Source organism: Faecalibacterium sp. I3-3-33, assembly GCF_023347295.1.
GTDB lineage: Bacteria > Bacillota > Clostridia > Oscillospirales > Ruminococcaceae > Faecalibacterium.
The window spans coordinates 325,043-343,103 of sequence record NZ_CP094469.1; the positions used below are offsets into that span (position 1 = coordinate 325,043).

At 55.7% G+C, this 18,061-nt stretch carries 20 protein-coding genes and 3 tRNA genes; 9 read left to right on the top strand and 14 right to left on the bottom strand.

The window, feature by feature from the left end; all coding sequences use genetic code 11:
* Window positions 1-165 precede the first annotated feature (165 nt).
* Window positions 166-351, top strand: coding sequence for a hypothetical protein (locus MTP39_RS01430; RefSeq protein WP_004849804.1), 186 nt, complete (start codon window positions 166-168; stop codon window positions 349-351).
* Window positions 352-389: 38 nt separating this feature from the next.
* Window positions 390-2,081, top strand: a complete 1,692-nt coding sequence (locus MTP39_RS01435) for a recombinase family protein (protein WP_005936058.1) — start codon at window positions 390-392, stop codon at window positions 2,079-2,081.
* Between the two features lie 156 nt (window positions 2,082-2,237).
* Here the strand turns inward: MTP39_RS01435 and MTP39_RS01440 are convergent, their stop codons facing one another.
* From MTP39_RS01440 to MTP39_RS01460, 5 genes are all read right to left on the bottom strand, one after another.
* Window positions 2,238-2,453 carry a DUF4130 domain-containing protein gene (locus MTP39_RS01440; protein ID WP_249241169.1) on the bottom strand — a complete coding sequence of 72 codons (216 nt, stop codon included), beginning with the start codon at window positions 2,451-2,453 and terminating at the stop codon, window positions 2,238-2,240.
* A 50-nt stretch (window positions 2,454-2,503) separates the two neighbouring features.
* Window positions 2,504-3,583 (bottom strand): hypothetical protein, encoded by a 1,080-nt coding sequence (locus MTP39_RS01445; protein ID WP_249241170.1) that lies wholly within the window; start codon window positions 3,581-3,583, stop codon window positions 2,504-2,506.
* Window positions 3,580-4,380, bottom strand: coding sequence for a TIGR03915 family putative DNA repair protein (locus tag MTP39_RS01450; protein WP_249241171.1), 801 nt, complete (start codon window positions 4,378-4,380; stop codon window positions 3,580-3,582). The genes MTP39_RS01445 and MTP39_RS01450 overlap by 4 nt, the downstream gene beginning before the upstream one ends.
* Entirely contained in the window at window positions 4,359-5,717 is a 1,359-nt protein-coding gene (locus MTP39_RS01455) for a putative DNA modification/repair radical SAM protein (RefSeq protein WP_249241172.1), read from the bottom strand. Before MTP39_RS01455 ends, MTP39_RS01450 begins: the two co-directional genes overlap by 22 nt.
* A 113-nt stretch (window positions 5,718-5,830) precedes the next feature.
* Window positions 5,831-6,463 (bottom strand): LexA family protein, encoded by a 633-nt coding sequence (locus MTP39_RS01460; RefSeq protein WP_055186311.1) that lies wholly within the window; start codon window positions 6,461-6,463, stop codon window positions 5,831-5,833.
* A gap of 231 nt (window positions 6,464-6,694) precedes the next feature.
* Between MTP39_RS01460 and MTP39_RS01465 the strand changes: the two genes are divergently transcribed.
* Both MTP39_RS01465 and MTP39_RS01470 read left to right on the top strand, forming a co-directional pair.
* A tRNA-Ser gene (locus tag MTP39_RS01465) sits at window positions 6,695-6,782 on the top strand.
* Window positions 6,783-6,816: 34 nt separating this feature from the next.
* Window positions 6,817-6,910 (top strand) — tRNA-Ser (locus tag MTP39_RS01470).
* Between the two features lie 749 nt (window positions 6,911-7,659).
* Here MTP39_RS01470 and MTP39_RS01475 read toward each other — a convergent pair.
* On the bottom strand, window positions 7,660-8,406 hold the full coding sequence (locus MTP39_RS01475) for a TraX family protein (protein WP_249241173.1): 747 nt from the start codon (window positions 8,404-8,406) through the stop codon (window positions 7,660-7,662).
* Between the two features lie 245 nt (window positions 8,407-8,651).
* Here MTP39_RS01475 and MTP39_RS01480 point away from each other — a divergent pair, with 245 nt between their 5' ends.
* Together MTP39_RS01480 and MTP39_RS01485 are read left to right on the top strand one after the other, a co-directional pair.
* A complete protein-coding gene (locus MTP39_RS01480) occupies window positions 8,652-9,536 on the top strand; it encodes a LysR family transcriptional regulator (protein WP_249241174.1) in 885 nt (294 codons plus the stop codon).
* Window positions 9,537-10,246: 710 nt separating this feature from the next.
* Window positions 10,247-11,821 carry a lipase family protein gene (locus tag MTP39_RS01485; protein ID WP_249241175.1) on the top strand — a complete coding sequence of 525 codons (1,575 nt, stop codon included), beginning with the start codon at window positions 10,247-10,249 and terminating at the stop codon, window positions 11,819-11,821.
* Window positions 11,822-11,879: 58 nt separating this feature from the next.
* Here MTP39_RS01485 and MTP39_RS01490 read toward each other — a convergent pair whose 3' ends face one another.
* The 8 genes from MTP39_RS01490 to MTP39_RS01525 all read right to left on the bottom strand — a co-directional run bounded on the left by MTP39_RS01490 (window position 11,880) and on the right by MTP39_RS01525 (window position 15,547).
* On the bottom strand, window positions 11,880-12,299 hold the full coding sequence (locus MTP39_RS01490) for a PPC domain-containing DNA-binding protein (protein ID WP_249241176.1): 420 nt from the start codon (window positions 12,297-12,299) through the stop codon (window positions 11,880-11,882).
* A 48-nt stretch (window positions 12,300-12,347) separates the two neighbouring features.
* A complete protein-coding gene (locus MTP39_RS01495) occupies window positions 12,348-12,962 on the bottom strand; it encodes a DUF1919 domain-containing protein (protein WP_249241177.1) in 615 nt (204 codons plus the stop codon).
* A 254-nt stretch (window positions 12,963-13,216) separates the two neighbouring features.
* Window positions 13,217-13,408: a DUF6019 family protein gene (locus MTP39_RS01500; protein WP_249241178.1), complete on the bottom strand. Its 192-nt coding sequence runs from the start codon at window positions 13,406-13,408 to the stop codon at window positions 13,217-13,219.
* A gap of 189 nt (window positions 13,409-13,597) precedes the next feature.
* Window positions 13,598-13,894, bottom strand: a complete 297-nt coding sequence (locus MTP39_RS01505) for a type II toxin-antitoxin system RelE/ParE family toxin (RefSeq protein ID WP_249241179.1) — start codon at window positions 13,892-13,894, stop codon at window positions 13,598-13,600.
* Window positions 13,884-14,165 carry a type II toxin-antitoxin system prevent-host-death family antitoxin gene (locus tag MTP39_RS01510; RefSeq protein ID WP_249241180.1) on the bottom strand — a complete coding sequence of 94 codons (282 nt, stop codon included), beginning with the start codon at window positions 14,163-14,165 and terminating at the stop codon, window positions 13,884-13,886. Before MTP39_RS01510 ends, MTP39_RS01505 begins: the two co-directional genes overlap by 11 nt.
* A 163-nt stretch (window positions 14,166-14,328) precedes the next feature.
* Entirely contained in the window at window positions 14,329-14,574 is a 246-nt protein-coding gene (locus tag MTP39_RS01515) for a hypothetical protein (RefSeq protein WP_249241181.1), read from the bottom strand.
* Window positions 14,575-14,716: 142 nt separating this feature from the next.
* Entirely contained in the window at window positions 14,717-15,100 is a 384-nt protein-coding gene (locus MTP39_RS01520; protein WP_249241182.1) for a hypothetical protein, read from the bottom strand.
* Between the two features lie 371 nt (window positions 15,101-15,471).
* Window positions 15,472-15,547: transfer RNA gene (locus tag MTP39_RS01525), tRNA-Val, on the bottom strand.
* A gap of 233 nt (window positions 15,548-15,780) precedes the next feature.
* Between MTP39_RS01525 and ruvC the strand changes: the two genes are divergently transcribed.
* The 3 genes from ruvC to ruvB are packed head-to-tail and all read left to right on the top strand — an operon-like array spanning window position 15,781 to window position 18,016.
* Complete coding sequence (gene ruvC, locus MTP39_RS01530) at window positions 15,781-16,293, top strand: crossover junction endodeoxyribonuclease RuvC (protein WP_249241183.1); 513 nt, start codon at window positions 15,781-15,783, stop codon at window positions 16,291-16,293.
* 52 nt (window positions 16,294-16,345) lie between these two features.
* A complete protein-coding gene (gene ruvA / locus MTP39_RS01535; protein ID WP_117527021.1) occupies window positions 16,346-16,957 on the top strand; it encodes a Holliday junction branch migration protein RuvA in 612 nt (203 codons plus the stop codon).
* Window positions 16,958-16,960: 3 nt separating this feature from the next.
* A complete protein-coding gene (ruvB, locus tag MTP39_RS01540; protein WP_117949904.1) occupies window positions 16,961-18,016 on the top strand; it encodes a Holliday junction branch migration DNA helicase RuvB in 1,056 nt (351 codons plus the stop codon).
* The last annotated feature ends 45 nt before the right edge of the window (window positions 18,017-18,061 follow it).

An 18,061-nucleotide genomic window follows, 5' to 3' on the forward strand; every position in this document is an offset into this window, starting at 1 on the left:
AGAAATCAAAGAAAAAGTAAAAAGTAATAATAGAGCGCCTATGGATTGTTTTCAAAGTCTTTTCTGCCGGTTGACACGGTTTGGTTGACACGGAGACAGTCTGCGGCTGTACACCTGTCTGACATTCCCTTGTCGGGCATATTTCATTTATGGAGGTAACTGCCTATGGCAAAAAGCAAAAACGAGAGCAATAACAAAAACAGCGGCACCCTGCTTACCGAAAAAGACGGCACCCAGTATTTTGTCATGGGGAAAGTCCGTATCAAGGTATCGGAGCATTTCGCACAGGATGGGAAGCCGCTTGACAGCCTGCTGGAAGATGTGATCCAGCACGCTGCCGCCGCTTCCTGAAAAAATACGGAATAACGACTGTCAATCAGCCCACGCTTATGATATACTTGTACCAGCGAGTATTGTATAAGCGTGGGTTGTTTCTTTTAGAAGGAGGATTTTTAACCGTGAAACAACCATACAATACAACGATTTATAACACTGCACTATATTTGAGATTGAGCCGTGACGATGAATTACAGGGGGAAAGCGGCAGTATCCAGACCCAGCGCATGATGCTTAGACAGTATGCCGCAGAGCATGGGCTGACCGTTGTAGACGAGTACATTGACGACGGATGGAGTGGGACAAATTTCGAGCGTCCAAGTTTCCAAAGGATGATTGATGACATCGAAGACGGGAAAATCAACTGCGTTGTCACAAAGGACTTATCCCGTCTGGGAAGAAACTATATCCTGACCGGTCAGTACACGGAAATCTATTTCCCCAGCAAGGGAGTACGCTACATTGCCATCAATGACAATGTGGACACCATCAACGGAGAAAGCGAGCTTGCACCGTTCTTAAACATCCTGAATGAAATGCACGCCCGACAGACCAGCAAAAAGGTCAAGGCTGCCATGCACACAAGATTTGCCAATGGCGCACACTATGGAGCCTATGCACCGCTGGGCTATGTAAAAGACCCGGACAAAAAAGGTCATCTTCTGATCGACCCGGAAACACGCTGGATTGTAGAGAAGATTTTTGACCTTGCTGTACACGGGCGTGGAGCCGCCAGCATTACACGGATTCTGGTGGAGGAAAAAGTACCTACCCCCGGCTGGCTGAACTATGAAAGATACGGGACTTTCGCCAATATCTACGCCGGTGCGCCCGCAGAAAAAGCCTATGCGTGGACGATAGCACAGGTCAAGAGCATTTTGAAAGAGGAAACCTACATCGGTCACAGCATTCACAACAAGCAGAGCAACATTTCATTCAAGAACAAGAAAAAGGTGCGGAAGCCGCAGGAAGAATGGTATCGTGTGGAAAATACCCACGAAGCCATCATTTCTGAAGAAGTGTTCCAAAAAGTTCAGGAGCTGATTGCAAGCAGACGCAGGAAACGCAGAAACGGTACGACACAGATTTTCGCAGGATTGATAAAATGTGCAGACTGCGGATGGTCTTTAGCCTATGGGGAAAACAAGCAGAATAAGAACCCATACGGGTACTACCATTGCAGCAAGAACGGGCAGGGATTACGCCAGTGTTCCATGCACTATATCCGCTATGATGTACTGTATGCCTATGTGCTTGCAAGACTGCAATACTGGTCTATGCTGGCACAGAAAGACGAGGACAAGCTGCTGAAACGCCTGCTCAATGCCAGCGACAGGGAAAGAAACTCTGCGAAGAAAAAGCAGGCTGCGGAGCTGAAAAAGGCAGAGAAGCGTAAAGCCGAGGTTGACGGGCTGTTTGCTAAAATGTATGAGGACTGGTCTGCCGGACGCATAACCGAGTATAACTTCAATATGCTGTCCGAGAAGTACCAGAACGAGCAAAAGGAGCTTGAAACAAAAATAAGACAGCTTCACGAAACGATGGAAGCCGCCGTACAGACCGCAGCGGATGCTGAAAAGTGGATTGCCCTGATGAAACAGTATGTCAACCCTGTGGAGCTGACCGCCGAACTTCTGAACACTCTAATTGAAAAAATAACCGTCCACGAAGCTGTCAAGGGCGAGGACGGAAGCCGTGAGCAGGAAGTAGAAATCTACTACCGCTTCATCGGCAAAATCGACTGACCTTTCTTTTTTACCCAACAATATCTTTAATTAAGGGAGACGGGCACCTCAGAGCCGAACACCTCCAACCTGATGGCACTGGCAAGGCTGTACGGCATTCCGGCAGAGGATCTGCTCAAGGGCGTGGAAAGCGCACTGGAAGCACAGGAAAAATAATTACAACTCCCCCTGCATCTCCACCATATCGCCCCAAAACCGCTTGGGGCAATGGGTCATGCGGCCTTTTTCGTTGTGGCGCGCTTTGATTTCCAGCGTCTTGTAGAACTGCGTCCACAGCGCCTGAAATTGTTGCTCCTGTGCACTGGGCGGCGGCAGCTCCAAGGGCGCTGCCAACTCCAGCAGCCGGGTGCTGCGCCCCTCGTGCAGCAGCACCGCTTTGTAAAAATTCGGCTAAAAATCCTTTGCCGGGGCAGAAAGCTGGCTTACTCCATTTTTATCCGCATTGTGATGAGCTGGCCGTCCTGCATGGTGCCGTCCGAGCGGTAATACCGCCATTCGGTCGAACCGTCCGACAGCAGATATTCGACGGCAAACACCTGCCCGGCCTCGATTCGGACGGGGTAATTGTCAGACGGCAGAATATCCTGCTCCGTTGGCTGCACCTTGAAATCTTCATATGCGTCCTCCAGTCGCCAGAATTTCCGGGTCTTGTAGCCGCTCAGCATCGAGATATCCTGCTCACCGAAATAGGAAGCCGTGTAGCTCTTGCCGTTGACTTCCAGTGTGTCGGTTCGCTGCGGCTCCTGCATCAGGTCTGTGGTGTGAAGCTTTTCCCCGTAGCTCTCCTTCAGCTGCTTTGCCATATAATATTCGGCATTCAAATAGCCTGTGTTAACAATATGTGCACGCCCGTAGATTCCCATGATGTTGGTATGGTGCACCTCTTCCAGTTCCTGATAGCTGCGCTGGAAATTCTCCACCATCCGGTCCTCCCGGTACCGTTCGGCAGCTTCTTTATCCGTTTCCAAAAGCTTATAGTACTGCCTTCCCTGCACGATGTTTTCCTGCGCACGTTTATATTCTTCAGTGTCCTGCTGTCCGTTAGCTCTCAGATATTTCAGATACCGTGGGCCAGTACTCATCCAGGTATGGTCGACATCGGTGCCGTGGAACACGGTCTTTGGGTAGTTCTCCTTGATCTGCTTCAGAAAATTTTTTTTGACCTCGGTGCCGGCTGCTGAGCCTTCCCAGTCCTTGATCTGCTGCTCCAGCAGTTCGTCTTCGTCTGCCTGCATCCACAGGTTGAGGAACTGTGCATCTGCATACGAGTATTCCACAAACAGATCCCGCATTCCCTTTTTATAATATTCACCCCAGATCTCCAACTCTCGGTTCAGGATCCACTGTTCGCCGTGCCGCTCTCCGTAGAGGTAGATTTCGTCCGTGGAGTTGCTCGTATTATTCACATTGTTCCAGAGCAGCCCCAGCAGTGCCAAAATCAGTACCAGAATCAGTACGGGGACGGCATATTTCCAACGTCCGGACTTTTTTCCTGTTTTCATTGTAATTCCTCCTTCAGCTCCACCATATCTACCCAGAAGCGCTTGGGGCAATGGGTCATGCGGCCTTTTTCGTTGTGGCGCGCTTTGATTTCCAGCGTTTTGTAGAACTGCGTCCACAGTGCCTGAAACTGCTGCTCCCGCGCACTGGGCGGCGGCAGCTCCAAGGGCGCTGCCAGCTCCAGCAGCCGGGTGCTGCGCCCCTCGTGCAGCAGCACCGCCTGATGGACGGCATCGTAGATCATGAAATCCTCCTCCGGGAAGCGTCCGCAGAAGTGCGGGCGCAGCAGGGGGAGGATATAATTTTTGGGGTGGATGACCGCGCCCAGCATCCCATCGTGCTCCTCGAACCGCACAAAGCCCTGAAACTTGTCTACCTCCCAGTCCAGACTTTTTTTCATGGCGTAGAGGGGCGCGACCACCGGATGCCCCTCCCGTTTGACTGTGCCCGGGCCCAGCGCAAAGGCCAGATGCAGAAACCGGAGCAACAGCAGCTCCTTGTCCTCCTGCCCGGAGAGAAAATCCCGGCTGACAAGGTACTCGGTCTCTGCGCCCAGCTTTTTGCCAAAGCTTGCGAACACCCGCCGGGCAACGGCGGGGTCGGTGGTAATCTCCTTGACCGGGTAAAGGGTGGCGGTCTCCCGCTGGGGCGTCCACACCGCAAAGGGAAGCTCGTGCTGGGCAAAGCTTTCGTATACGCAGCACAAAAAGCCCTCAAAGCTGCCGTCATACAGGTAGACCACGTCGGCATCGTGCAGCTTGCGCGCCCCCTTGGGGCTTACAGTGCCTTGGCAAGACATTGCACCGCCTCCTCCCGTACCATGCGGACAGCCGCCCGGGGCGGTACGCCCTGCCCGATGAGGTTGTCCACAGCGGGCGGGCTGAACAGGCTCAGCTGCTCGCAGCTGCCACTGAATACGTTGGGGTCGATGAGCGCCCGGGTAATGCGCTCCCGCCCGGCACTGCCGCGTCCCGGGTGCGCCCCGGAAAAGCCCCGGCAGGTGATGAAGTACTGCGCCCGCTTGAGCACCACGCCCATGCGCTTGAGCTCGTCCAGACCCAGCGCCGCCTGCTTGCGGGCGCGCCAGATGCGCCGGGCACTTTTTGGGCCGATGCCCGGCACCCGCAGCAGCATCTCGAAGGGGGCGCGGTTCACGTCCACCGGGAACAGCCCGTAGTGCTGCACCGCCCAGTTGCATTTGGGGTCCAGATAGGGGTTGAAGTTGGGGTTGTCTTTATCTAAAATTTCGTCCGCCTCGAACTGGTAGAACCGCAGCAGCCAGTCGGCCTGATACAGCCGGTGCTCCCGCAGAAGGGGCGGCTTTGTGTCCAGCGTGGGCAGGCGGGTGTCCTCGGCTACCGGAATGTAGGCGGAGTAGAACACCCGCTTCAGCCCGTATTTGTGGTACATTCCCTCGGTCAGTTTTAAGATGTGGTAGTCCGTCTCCGGCGAAGCACCCACGATCATCTGGGTGCTCTGCCCGGCGGGGGCAAACTTGGGCGCGTGGCGGTAAAGGGTAAGTTCCTCCCGGCTGGCAGCGCCGGATACCGCGATCTGCTTCATGGGACGGAAGATGGAGTGCCGCCCCTTGTCCGGGGCCAGTAGGTTCAGGCTGCGCTCGCTGGGCAACTCCACGTTCACGCTCAGACGGTCGGCCAGATACCCCAGCTGCTGCAAAAGCTCCGGGCTTGTGCCCGGAATGGCCTTGGCATGGATGTAGCCCCCAAAGCGGTATTCGCCCCGCAGCAGCCGCAGCACCGCCAGCATCCGCTCGGTGGTATAGTCCGGGGTGCCCAGCACCGCGCTGGACAGAAACAACCCCTCGATATAGTTGCGGCGGTAGAATTCCATGGTCAGCTCTGCCAGTTCCCGGGGCGCAAAGGTGGCGCGGGGGATATCGTTGGAGCGGCGGTTGACGCAGTAGCCGCAGTCGAAGGAGCAGCAGTTGGTCATGAGCACCTTGAGCAGGCTGACGCAGCGGCCATCGGCGGTAAAGGCATGGCAGCAGCCCGGGGCATAGCAGCTGCCCACCGTGCCCGGGCGTGCGGTGCGGGACGCCCCGCTGGAGGTGCAGGCAACGTCATATTTGGCGCTGTCAGCCAGAATGGTCAGCTTGTCCATCAGGGTCTGTTCCATGCAGAATGCACCTCCAAATGGGATAAAACCGGGAAAAAGGGTCAAAAAATAAAGCCATACGCAAAACAGCAGATGGCTTTATGAAAAACAGGGGGCGTCTGAGAGGGTTCCGCTTACCACTTGGCCTTGGTCTCTACCACGCGGCCTGCAATGTGCAGGTGGTTCAGCTCCTCGCCCTTGATGACCATTTCATGATAGGCGGGGTTGAAGGGCTGCAATACCACGCAGTTGCCGCGCTGGATGTAGCGCTTGAGGGTGCCCTCGCCCTCGTCGCCGTAGATCAGAACGCCCAGATCACCGTTTTCCAGCGTGTCCTGCTTGTGCACCAGCGCAAGGTCGCCGTCCTGAATGCGGGGCTCCATGCTGTCGCCGCGCACCACCAGATAAAAATAGTTGGCGGGGTCCTTTACCCGGGCGTACTCTTGCCCGTAGTCCTCCTCAAAGGCCAGTGCGCCGTAGCCGGCCTTCACCGTGCCGATGACCGGGATCAGGCTCTCGGTGTAGCTGCCGAAAAAGCGCTCCTCGGGGGCAGAAACGTTGCTGACCGGGCGGTACAGCCCCAGCAGATAGTCTGCCGTGGTGTTCAACAGCTCCGCAATGCGGGCCACAGTGGAGGGGTCGGGGGAGGACTTGCCGCTTTCCCACTTGCCGACAGCCTGCTGGGTGACCCCCAGTCTGGAGGCAAGCTCCGCTTGGCTGACGCCCTGCTTTTTGCGGCACTGCTTCAATAGCTCTGAAAACGACATGATGATGCTCCTTTTCCCGATGGGTGGTTTATGTTGGCTTTATTATACAACAAAAAGGTGTTTCTGTAAAGAGAAATTCCAAAAAAACTTCGAATAAAGGTTGTGATAATTGCAGCTGTTGTGCAGCTATCGCACAGAAAAAAGAAAAAATTTGCATAAAGGCTTGACAGAACGGCGTAAATCTGGTAAAGTAAGTAGGCATTCGACACGGCGTAACGCGAGTGTCCACAAGGAGAGATGTCCGAGTGGTTTAAGGAAGCAGTCTTGAAAACTGCCGTACGGCAACGTACCGTGGGTTCGAATCCCACTCTCTCCGCCATTTTTTATTGAATAAGTGTAATGCACTTTGCTCTGGAGTAGTACTCAAGAGGCCGAAGAGGCGCCCCTGCTAAGGGCGTAGGTCGTCTAAACAACGGCGCGAGGGTTCAAATCCCTCCTACTCCGCCAAGAAAATCCCTCGTAGTTTCATGAAAACTGCGGGGGATTTTCCTTTTTTGTGACCCCTTCAGTCTCACTCCGTTCGGCAGCTCCCCCAAGGTGCGCCTGAACTCCCTCAGTCAAAACCGATAGGTTTTGACAGCTCCCTCTGGGAGGGAGCCTTTGGCATGAGAGAAGGTTTGCGGTTAGGACGGAAAGTTTCTGATTGCTTTCGGCGTGCAAAGACGCTCCGCTGGGCCAGAGGTAGGGAGGGGTGTTCCGACTCCCCCCTCCCTACCTCTGGACTCCACCCACCCCGCAACGGGCCAAGGGCTGCTCGCCCTTGACAATCCTAAAGAAGAAGTCGAAGCACAAAAAAGCTAGCGCTGCGCCAGTCGGCGCTATCGCTTTAACGCTTTTTTCGCTTCTCCATTTATAGCCCCTCAGTCGCTGCGCGACAGCTCCCCCCGGGGAAGCCCCCGGAAACTTTACGGGAACGGAAGCGGACGAACCCGGAAACTTTACGGGTTAACTGGAAACTGTACCGCTACCGCTAAAGCCTTCACCCACCGGGGGAAGGTGGCGCGTAGCGTCGGATGAGGGGCAACTGCCGTTTTCCATTACGTCCCCACCTGTGAAAAAGGGGTTCTGAAAAGCCCACAGGCTTTTCAGAACCCCAAAATTATAAATAATCTTTCCGCTGAATATGCCCAGAGCAACGCGGAGGGCATTCCTAATCGTTTCGTCTTGCAGCGGTGAGCCAGCTGAACCGGAAAACTTTACAGCAGCAGGTTCGTGATACCTGCCAGCACCAGCAGATGCACCGGGTAGAACCAGTAAAAGGCCTTCTTTTGCAGCGGACTGCACGCGCCGCGCTGTCCGTTATAGAACCAGACCAGCACAAAGGCCAGCGGGGCGGTGAGCTCGAACAAAAACAGCGCTGCGCCCGCAAGGCACTGCCGCTTGCGGTTTGTGCGGGTGAGGTACAGCGCGCAGATGATGATCACGCCGATGGCGTTGTAGTCGGTGTTGGCAGCCAGCGCCAGCGCGGCGCAGCCCCCGGCACACAGGATGCCCTGCCAGCCGGGCAGGCCGTTTTCCTTTTCAAAGTGCTTGAGTCCTGCCATGGCCAGCACGCCCAGTGCCAGCGTCCAGTAAACATTCTGCGCGCCCGGGAAAAAGGGGGTGCGGAAGAACGCAAGGTCAAAGGGCACTTCGCTCACTAGGCCGAACAGCACCAGCCGCCCAAGGTAGCCTTTGACGTTGTGGGTGTGCACAAAGCCCTCCACCAGCAAAAAGCAGAACAGGGGAAAGGCCAGCCGCCCGGTGAAGCGCAGCACCATGTCCAGCCGGTACAGCGGGTAGGCGGAAAGAGTGGCCTGCGAGAGGACACCGGCGTCCAGCCCGGGCGTAAGGATGCCCGCCTCGATGCAGGACGCGCCGATGTGGTCCACCAGCATGGTGATGCAGGCAATGGTTTTAAGAGCGGTGCCGCTGAAAGTGCGGCGCGGGGATAGTGTGGTCATAAAAACACCTCGGTCATGTTATAAAAAACGTTATAAAAGCGATAACGGAGGAAAGGCGGCATTTCCTGCAAAAATCGCGGCAAAATCTGCACAGAGCGTGCAAAAATCGGGGCAAAATGCTTGACAGAAAAGGCGCAGGATAGTACAATCAAGAAGATAATTGAACTATCTCAAATGAAAGATGAAAAAGATTCACAGAGAATCGGGCGTCTCCGAACCAGTAAAGACGGAAGGAGGCTTTGGGCATGACGCTATTTTCCTACGAAATTTTTGATGCCGTGGCCCGGCAGGGCAGCTTTAACAAGGCGGCACAGCAGCTGCACCTGACCCCCTCGGCCATCAGTCACGCCATTGCCGTAATGGAGGAGGAGCTGGGCTTTGCCCTGTTCAACCGCGGCAAAAACGGCGTATCCATGACCAGTTACGGCGCTTCCCTGTATCCTTCTATCCGCGATGTGCTCAACAGTGATGAGGCGCTGAAGCAGAGCATCGCCCGCCTGAACGGCTTGGAAAAGGGCAAGGTAAAGCTGGGCGTATTCAACTCGGTGTGTGCCTCGCTGCTGCCCGGGCTGCTGAAAAGCTTTGCGGCGCATTATCCGCAGATCGAGATCGAAGTATATCAGGGAACCTACGACGATGTCAAGGAATGGCTGCGCACCGGTCAGGTGGATATCGCCTTCCTGTCCTCCACCTGCCGGGAGGAGTTCAACCTCACCGAGCTGTTCCGGGAGCCGCTGTTGTGCATCGTGCCGCAGGACTGGCCAGAGCCGCAGGACGGCGTAATGACCCCGGCGCTGATGAACGGCCAGAGCTTTGTAGTACAGTGCGACGCCACCGACGCCGAGATGCGCCAGTTCCTCAAGAAATACAAGATCGGCACCGAGCGCCGCTGCCACGTCATCGATGACCAGTCCAACATTGCCATGGTGGAGGCCGGGCTGGGCATCTCCATCATGCCGCGGATGCTGCTGCGGGACTGCAAGGCCGCCGTCAAGGTGTACCCCATCGAGCCGGAGGAGTACCGCGTGGTGGGTCTGGCCGTGCAGCGCCCGGCCTCCATGGCCCCTGCCGTGGAGCAGATGTTCCACCATATCGTGGAATACTGCCACGAGCTGGATCTTTCGCTGTAATAAAGAATATTCTTGTATCTGTCAACCGGGAAGTTCTGCGGAGCTTCCCGGTTGAATTTTTATGGAGAAGTGTAAAGACAAACGGTAGTTACAGCGCTGTGGGGTAGGAGGTGGTAGCCGAGGGATGTTCTCTTTTGACACCAAAAGAGAACCAGAAAAGTGCCAGCGATTTCGACGCGCTGGAGCCACGAAAAAGGGGCTGCTCGCCCCTTTTAACCCCAAAGGGGTGGGCTGCACCGAAAAAAACTGAAGATTCACGCCTGTTCGGCGTGAAAATCTTTTAACCGTTTTTTCCGGCTCCGCCGATTCAAAGCCCCTCAGTCGCTGCGCGACAGCTCCCCCCGGGGGAGCAAACCCTCTCAGGCGCTCCCGCGCCAGCTCTCCCTTTGGGAGAGCTGTCACCGCAGGTGACTGAGGGGGCGAGCCTACTATCCCGCAGCGCCGCGCTTTCGCAGAAAGCGGCACTGCAAATGCTGTTTGCCTTTACGACCCCTCCCGTGAAAATGCGTTTGGAGCGCTCCGCAGAGCGCGACAAACGCGAAATTATAAATATTCTTTCCGCTGATTATGCCCAGAGCGCAAGCGGAGGGCATTCCAAATCGTCCCGTCTGCCGCCGCAAGTAAAAATTGCATCTAGCAGCAAAAAGGATTATACTATAAAAAAGCCTGCGGTGTACAGGCCGCAGAGGCGGATGTGAGGGGATGGAACCATGAAACGACGGGATTTTTGTAAGGGTCTTGCGGTGACCCTTGCGGCGGGGGCGCTGGCTCCCGCTGCGGCGCTGCCGCAGGCCGGGGCGGCTACGGCGCTGGTCGGCCGGGCTGTGCCAGACGACTACTATACCCTGTGGTACCGCAGCGACCGCTGCGGTGCTGACCTGCGGCACGACTACTATTACAGCGACAGCCTGTTCGACCACCCTGCCACGGAGTACGACAACCAGCTGGCGCTGGCCACCTTGGGCATGGCGGCAGCCACCGACTGTCCATGGGAGAGCGACCAGCGCTACTGGATGGAGGGCGAGGTCGGCCGCGCCGACCATATCCGGGACGCCTTTGCAAAGCTTGGCTTTACCGAGGTGCAGCTGTTCAACTATACCCACAGCCTGAACGACACCCCGGACACCGTGGGCTGCGCCATCGCCCGCAAAACGCTGGTGCGCGGCGGCAGACAGGTGACCATCATCGGTGCGTTTTTGCGCGGCTCCGGCTACGGGGCCGAGTGGTCCGGCAACCTTCATGCGGGGCCCGGCAGCGCCCATACCGGCTTTGTGACGGCGGCGCGGCAGCTGGTTGAAAAAATACGCGGATACGTTCAGGCGTCGGCAAAGCGTCAGCCGCTGGGCATTTTGAAGCTCTGGATGGGCGGGTTCAGCCGGGGCGGCGGCGTGACGAACCTTGTGGCAGCGCGTCTGCCCGCCGTGCTGCCGCAGCTGGAAAAGAAAAACACCTACGTCTATACCTTTGCCGCCCCGGCAGCTCTGACGGCGGCAGACTGCCCCGATTTACAGCAGGATTTTGACAACAACCACGCGGCAGACGGCAGCCTGAAAAAGGACTGGGGCACCAGCAACATCTTCAATATCGTTTCCAGCGGCGATGTCATCCCCCGCATCCTGCCCGCAGCGTGGGGCTTTTACCGCAACGGCAACGACCGCTTTCTGCCCTCCACGGTCATCCCGGAGGAGCTGGAGAAGCTGAACGACCGCAGCGCACGGATGGAGGGCACGCCGATAGACTTCGGGCGGCTGGCTGTCTCCGAGGAGACCGATGCCGTGCTGCGCTCCATGCTGGATCTGTTCTGCGACCGTCAGACCTACTACGAGGACTACGAGGACGCCATGCGCTGCATGCTGCAATGCGCCAACACCCGCTCGGAGGCGGAGGTGACCCGGGGCATCGTACGGGACGATGCCGCCGTGGTGGCGCAGCTGCGCAGCATGGAGCTGATGCGGCGCTTCCCGCAGGAAAAGGTGGAGCGCTGCGTACAGGCAGCCTCGGCGCTGAGTCGCCCGGTGCTGGAAAAGCTGGGCAGCGCGGTGCCGCTGCAGGCGCAGCAGATCGTCATCCCTATGCTGGCGGTGGGTCTGTGCTTTGAATTGCAGCCGGATACCGTGCAGCTGGTGGCAGACTTTGTCCTGTCCACCATCACGGTAAAGGGGCAGCTGAGCGGCATGCTAAAGACGGTGATGTGCCACTTTCAGGAAAACTACATGACCGTGCTGGAATCCTACGACCCCGCCGACCACGGTATGGAGCCCTACACCCGGCGGGAAGAACTATAAACAAAAGGCCGCTGCGCAGACATCGCGCAGCGGCTTTGGTTCGTTTTTACGGCAAAACTCAGAACTTGAACAGGTTCAGCCCGGTAATGGGGTCGTATTGGCGGTCTACCGTGCCGTCCAGAACATCCACCACCATCTCACAGGTGGCGCTGACCACCGCCCGGTTCAGATGCCCGCCGAACACCTCACCCTTGTCGTTGCCGGCGCTCATGTGCAGGTGGGTGTAGAATTCACCGTTCATGGTGTTGATGGTGCCGGTCAGGGACACGATCTCAAAGCTGCCGCTGAAGGTGTTGGCGTAGTATTTCTTCTCCGCTACATTATATACGCCCACCGTGAAGCTGTTGGTGGCGCCCAGCGCCTGCACAGCGGCAAGGCGGATGTTTTCCTTCAGGGCAAGCTCTTTGACCTGTTCAAGGATCTCCTCGTCCTTGTCGATGCGTACAATGATCTTATTGCCAAAACGTTTGTATTCCATGGGGAAGGTTCTCCTTTATGTGGTTTTTTGTGCGCTGTTCTTTGCTGTTTAAGTTTGATTGAACCATGCAACATAGTCAAAATCGTCGTAGTATTTTCTGATAGAAAAGCGACTCCGATAACGCATACACATTCCGACACATGGTTCGCTTTCAAACCCTTTGATGTAAACGGCGGATTTAATGTCAGGATGCGGTTTGTGACAAAGTACAGCCTTGTGTTTCAAAGGCAACTGCTCGAAGTCCAACAGATTTTGCTCGGTGCATCCATCGCGGTCTGTAAAAAGGAAATAGAGAGCATCAGAATTTATTCGACTTTTTCGGCGATCCCAAGCCAGAGCGGCTTCCTCTTTGGAAGAATAATGCTGGAAATATAACTTGACGTCATTCAGCAAAGCAACCGGGTAAGTGATTTCAGATTCGGGCGGTGTAATAAATACAAGGTCGTATTGGAGATAATCCTTCAAATTTTCGCAGAGCTTTATAAAGTCAGAAGGCTCGACCCATAGATTTACAAAGGGTGAATTGAATTTCAAACCGAGATCATGTAGGATGCAGCAGCCATTGCAGTTACTGGCGATCAAAGTGACATCGGTATTTTTCAGGCGGATGCGATTGAAAAAATTATAAGCTGTTCGAAAAAATTCCCGTAATTTGACAAGCATAGAATCTCCTAAAATAATTGAGCCCCAATAGTGCAAAAAAATACCCGAACCCTTAAACTGGCATATCGTTGCTGCGGTCGGAGCGTTTTAAATCGAGAAATGGCGGCAGGGAACATACGGTTGACTTCGATATCCATGAAAACTCCTTCTCCTAAAGACGGGAGAGGGGCGTTGACTCTCAAACTCTTGCGAGTTTCCGAAGTGCTCTTGTTGGGTGTGCGGAGCCCCAAACCCTGCTGGGAACGCGTGCAGCTTTATTGCTCTTCTGAATCTGATCCGAGTTCTTCCAGTTCTTTTTCGTTTTGGATATCTTCATTGGTTTTCTCTCCCGTGATAGCACGGTAAGCTTCTTTGATGCCGTTTCTTACTGCCCATTTGATAACATAATACAGCGCGATCAAAATAACAATTGCGGTTCCTCCGCTGATGCCTAATTCATTCCACATGATTCGAGCCTCCCAATTCCGATTTGTTGCGCTAAGCCGAGTATACCACACCCATCAAGGAAAGAACACCCCCCGATAAGAGTGAAATTCCCGGCTTGCTGTTCCGGGCTGCGAATGACAACAAAAAATCCCCAGACCGAATGGTCTGGGGATTTGGTGGAGCATTGTCCAAGGCAGTCGAACCTGGATTTATTCCAGATACTGCGGCAGATTCCAAGCGCCTCGCAGCACACGGTGAATCTCCACGATCTTGTTTTCATCGTTGACGCAGTAGAACACCAGATACTGGTCAACGACCATCCTACGATAAGCCGGGTCAAGGCGGTAGACTTCGCACATTTTCGGGGTATCGCCTAATTTTGTGATCTTCTCCCGCAGCTCTTTCAGTACGCGGCTGGCTGTTTTCGGATAAAAACCGGACAAATACCGGGCAATATCATTCAGGTCCTGCACAGCAAGGGGCAGATATTTGATCTTATACGTCATACTGCTTGCCCAGCGTCTCCCATACGTTTTCGTGGTCTGCCCACTGCGTGTCGGGGTCAGCCGCCTGCTGCTTTGCCTTGGCAAGTGCCTCGGCAACATACCGCTGGTGCAAAAACTCCTCGTACTTGGCGTAGTCCTCAATGTTGATGAGGACCGATTCTCCACGGCCATGATTCGTGATGATCACATGGTCATGGTCTTTGAGCATCTCCGAAATTTCGGCGTAATGGTTGCGCAGATCCCGGGAAGGGCGAACGAATGTCTGCATCATACGAGACACCTCCTGTCGGGATCATTGTATCACAAAATGACTACGAATGCAAGGCGGATGATACTGACGGTGAGAGCAAGAATCGTCCTGTACTGTACCCACCACATCCCCAGACCGAATGGTCTTGGGATGTGGTGGAGCATTGTCAACGGCAGTCGAACCTTCAGGCGGGCATATCGTTGCTGCGGTCAGAGCGCTTCAAACCGAGAAACGGCGGCACTTCGGAACGCTTCAGCCCTTGTTCGTGTGCTTTCTTCAGTTGGTATTCGTGCAGGGCAATGCTGTCCAGCAGATCACGCTGATTCTGGGAGGCTGCATAGTAATCGACGCCGAACCGTTTGCAGACTGCACTGAGTTGGTCAAGCATTTCAACAGCAGTAGGGGACATTCGTTTGACTTCGATATCCATAAAAACTCCTTTTCCCAAAAACGTGAGGGCAAGAACCGTCCCGTGGCCACAAATTTTCAATTCCTGAAAATTTTCTGCCCCTTTGGGACAGCTTCTTGTTGGGGCGTGCCTGCCCCAAACCCTGCTGTTTACTATCCGAAAATCATGCCCCGCTAGGCCCACGAGAACTAACACTCATTGGAGGCACAGAACTGTAAAAAGACTGGCCATTTACAGTGTTTTGAGTCAGCCCAATCAAATCAATCAGTTGGCTTTCATTATAGTTCTCTTGGAAACCATCCAACGCAGCACACTGACAGCTGTATATACCATTCTCGTTAGAAACAATTCCCCACCATTCAAGGTCTGCCAAAAGTTTCCCAATCTTCTTTCGGTCAACGTGAATTTCCTTTTCCAAAAGGGATGAGCAAATTTGCGGAGCAGACATCGGCTTTTGCTTTAATAGGAGAGCTAATGCCAACCCTTGACCACGCAAGCGGTGAATCAAAACACCTCTGCGAACCCAAATGCTCGATGCTTTTTTCATAGCTAAGACCTCCTTTTTAGATGGTGCGTTTATTTAAGATACGATTGATACACTTTCAAAATTGCATTTGTCTACAACTATTATGTTGAGCCGAGTATATCATACCGCCAGCCGAAAGAACACCCCTATATGCAAGAACTTGCCATTTTTCCTGCGTACGTGCGTACCGACCATGTACGGACGTACGCAGCGATTGACCTGAAACGCGCAATATAGGGAGACGCAAAGCAAAAGGCAGGGCACCACCGCCATGGTGATACCCTGCCTTTACTCGTTTACCGTTCTGCGTACTCTCGCCGTAGGACTTCCTGTAAACAAAAAACGTACCCGAACCCTTTTTCGTAAAGAATCGGGTTCGAGTACGAACTGTATGGTGGACGGTACAGGACTCGAACCTGTGACCTCCTGCACGTCAAGCAGATGCTCTACCAGCTGAGCTAACCGTCCATATTCTGTTTTGCCGAAATCAGCTAGATTATAATACCATACCCGATGCCAAAAAGCAAGGCCTTTTTTCAAAAATTGTAAAACTTTTTTGAAAAAGCAGCCCGAAACCCGGCTTCTGTGCGGTGCAGCGCGGGTTTTGGGGCGGTGGGCGACAGCTTTCTTGTTGCCCCCAACCAGACGTTGTGCTATAATAGAAAACTATAATAGGAGTAGTGTCGGAAAGGGAACGCAGCATGAGAGTTTTGGGCATCGACCCCGGTTACGCCATCGTGGGCTGGGGCGTGGTGGAGTATGCGGGCAACCGCTTTGCGCCGGTGGATTTCGGCGCGGTGTGCACGGACGCGGGCGTGCCGTTTGAGCGGCGGCTGGACGAGGTGTATATCGGCATCAAGGAGGTCATTGCGCGCACGCAGCCCGAGGTGCTTGCCATCGAAAAGCTGTTCTACCAGCACAACCAGACCACTGTCATCGGCGTAGCCGAGGCGCGCGGGGTCATTCTGCTGGCGGCGGCGCAGGCGGGGCTGCCCATCTACGAGTACACCCCCATGCAGGTCAAGCAGGCGGTCACCGGCTACGGCAAGGCCGTGAAAAAGCAGGTGCAGGAGATGACCCGGGTGCTGCTGCATCTGCCCGCCGTGCCAAAGCCGGACGATACCGCCGATGCGCTGGCCATGGCCATTACCTTCTGCCACACCAACGGCAACCAGCTCAACCGCTACACCCGCCGGGTGGCGGGCCCCATCTGACCGCATACCACAGCCGCCCTGCGGGGCGGCGGGTCTTGACTGAGAGGATTCTATGATCTACTGTCTGACTGGAAAAATCGTGAAAAAAAGCCTGAACGCCGTGGTGCTCAGCTGCGGCGGCGTGGGCTACTATACCCAGTGCCCGGCCAGTGTGGCGGGGGCACTGCCCGGTGTGGGGCAGGAAGCTACCCTGTACACCGTGATGAGCGTGACCGAGAACGATGTGAGCCTGTACGGCTTTGCCACCGAGGAGCAGCAGGCCTGCTTTGAGATGCTGACTGCCGTGTCCGGCGTGGGCCCCAAGGTGGGGCTGGCCATCCTCAGCGTCATGGAGCCGCAGCGGGTGGCGCTGGCTATCTCGGCGGGGGACCACAAGGCGTTTAAGGCCGCTTCCGGCGTGGGGCCGAAGCTGGCGCAGCGCATCGTGCTGGAACTGAAGGATAAGGTGGCCAAGGGCTTTGTGGACGGCATCTCACTGGAGGATGTGGCGGGCACTGCCGCCGACACGCCCGCGACCCAGAGCAGCGCACAGGCCATTGCAGCGCTGGTGTCGCTGGGGTACAGCCAGAGCGAGGCGGCGCTGGCCATCGCAAAGATCGATGCCACGCTGCCGGTGGAAGAGATCATCAAGCTGGCCTTGCGCAGCATGGCAGGCAGGAGGTAAGCAATGCAGGACGATACCGCGCTGTACGGCGCAAAAATGATGCAGCCCGTCATGACCCCGGCGGACAGTGAGGAAAATAACCTCCGCCCGCAGCATCTGGAGGACTACATCGGGCAGGAAAAGGCCAAGCAGAACCTGAAGATCTATCTGGAAGCCGCCAAGCGCCGGGGCGAGCCGGTGGATCACATTCTGCTCTACGGCCCGCCGGGTCTGGGCAAGACCACACTGGCGGGCATTATTGCCAACGAGATGGGGGTGCAGATCCGCATCACCAGCGGCCCTGCCATTGAAAAGCCCGGCGACCTTGCTGCCCTGCTGACCAACCTGCAGGAGGGCGATGTGCTGTTCATCGACGAGATCCACCGCCTGTCCCGGCAGGTGGAGGAGGTGCTGTATCCCGCGCTGGAGGACTACGCGCTGGATATCATGATCGGCAAAGGCCCCAGTGCCCAGAGCATCCGCATCAACCTGCCCCGGTTCACGCTGGTGGGCGCTACTACCCGCGCCGGACAGATCACCGGCCCTCTGCGCGACCGCTTTGGCGTGCTGCTCAAGCTGGAACTGTACAGCCCGGACGAGCTTTCCCGCATCATCATGCGGTCGGCGGGCATTCTGGATCAGCCCATCACCCCGGAGGGCGCTTATGAGCTGGCAAAGTGCAGCCGTGGCACCCCCCGTGTGGCGAATCGCTTTTTGAAGCGCATCCGCGACTTTGCCACCGTGCTGGGCGACGGCATCATCGATCGGGACGTGGCGCTGCTGGGGCTCAAGCGGATGGACGTGGACGCGCTGGGTCTGGACGAGCTGGACCGCAGCCTGCTGCGTGCCATCATCGAGATGTACAACGGCGGGCCGGTGGGTCTGGAAACGCTGGCTGCCGCGCTGGGCGAGGAGGCGGTCACGCTGGAGGATCTGTGCGAGCCGTATCTGATGCAGATGGGCTTTTTGACCCGCACCCCGCGCGGACGCTGCGCCACCCGCCTTGCCTACGAGCATCTGGGCATGAAAGCCCCGGAGACCGGCAGCGCCGAGGAAAACGGCCAGCAGAGCCTGTTCTGACTTTTATATAAAGAAACATTGAAGCAGTAAACGGAAGGAGGACGC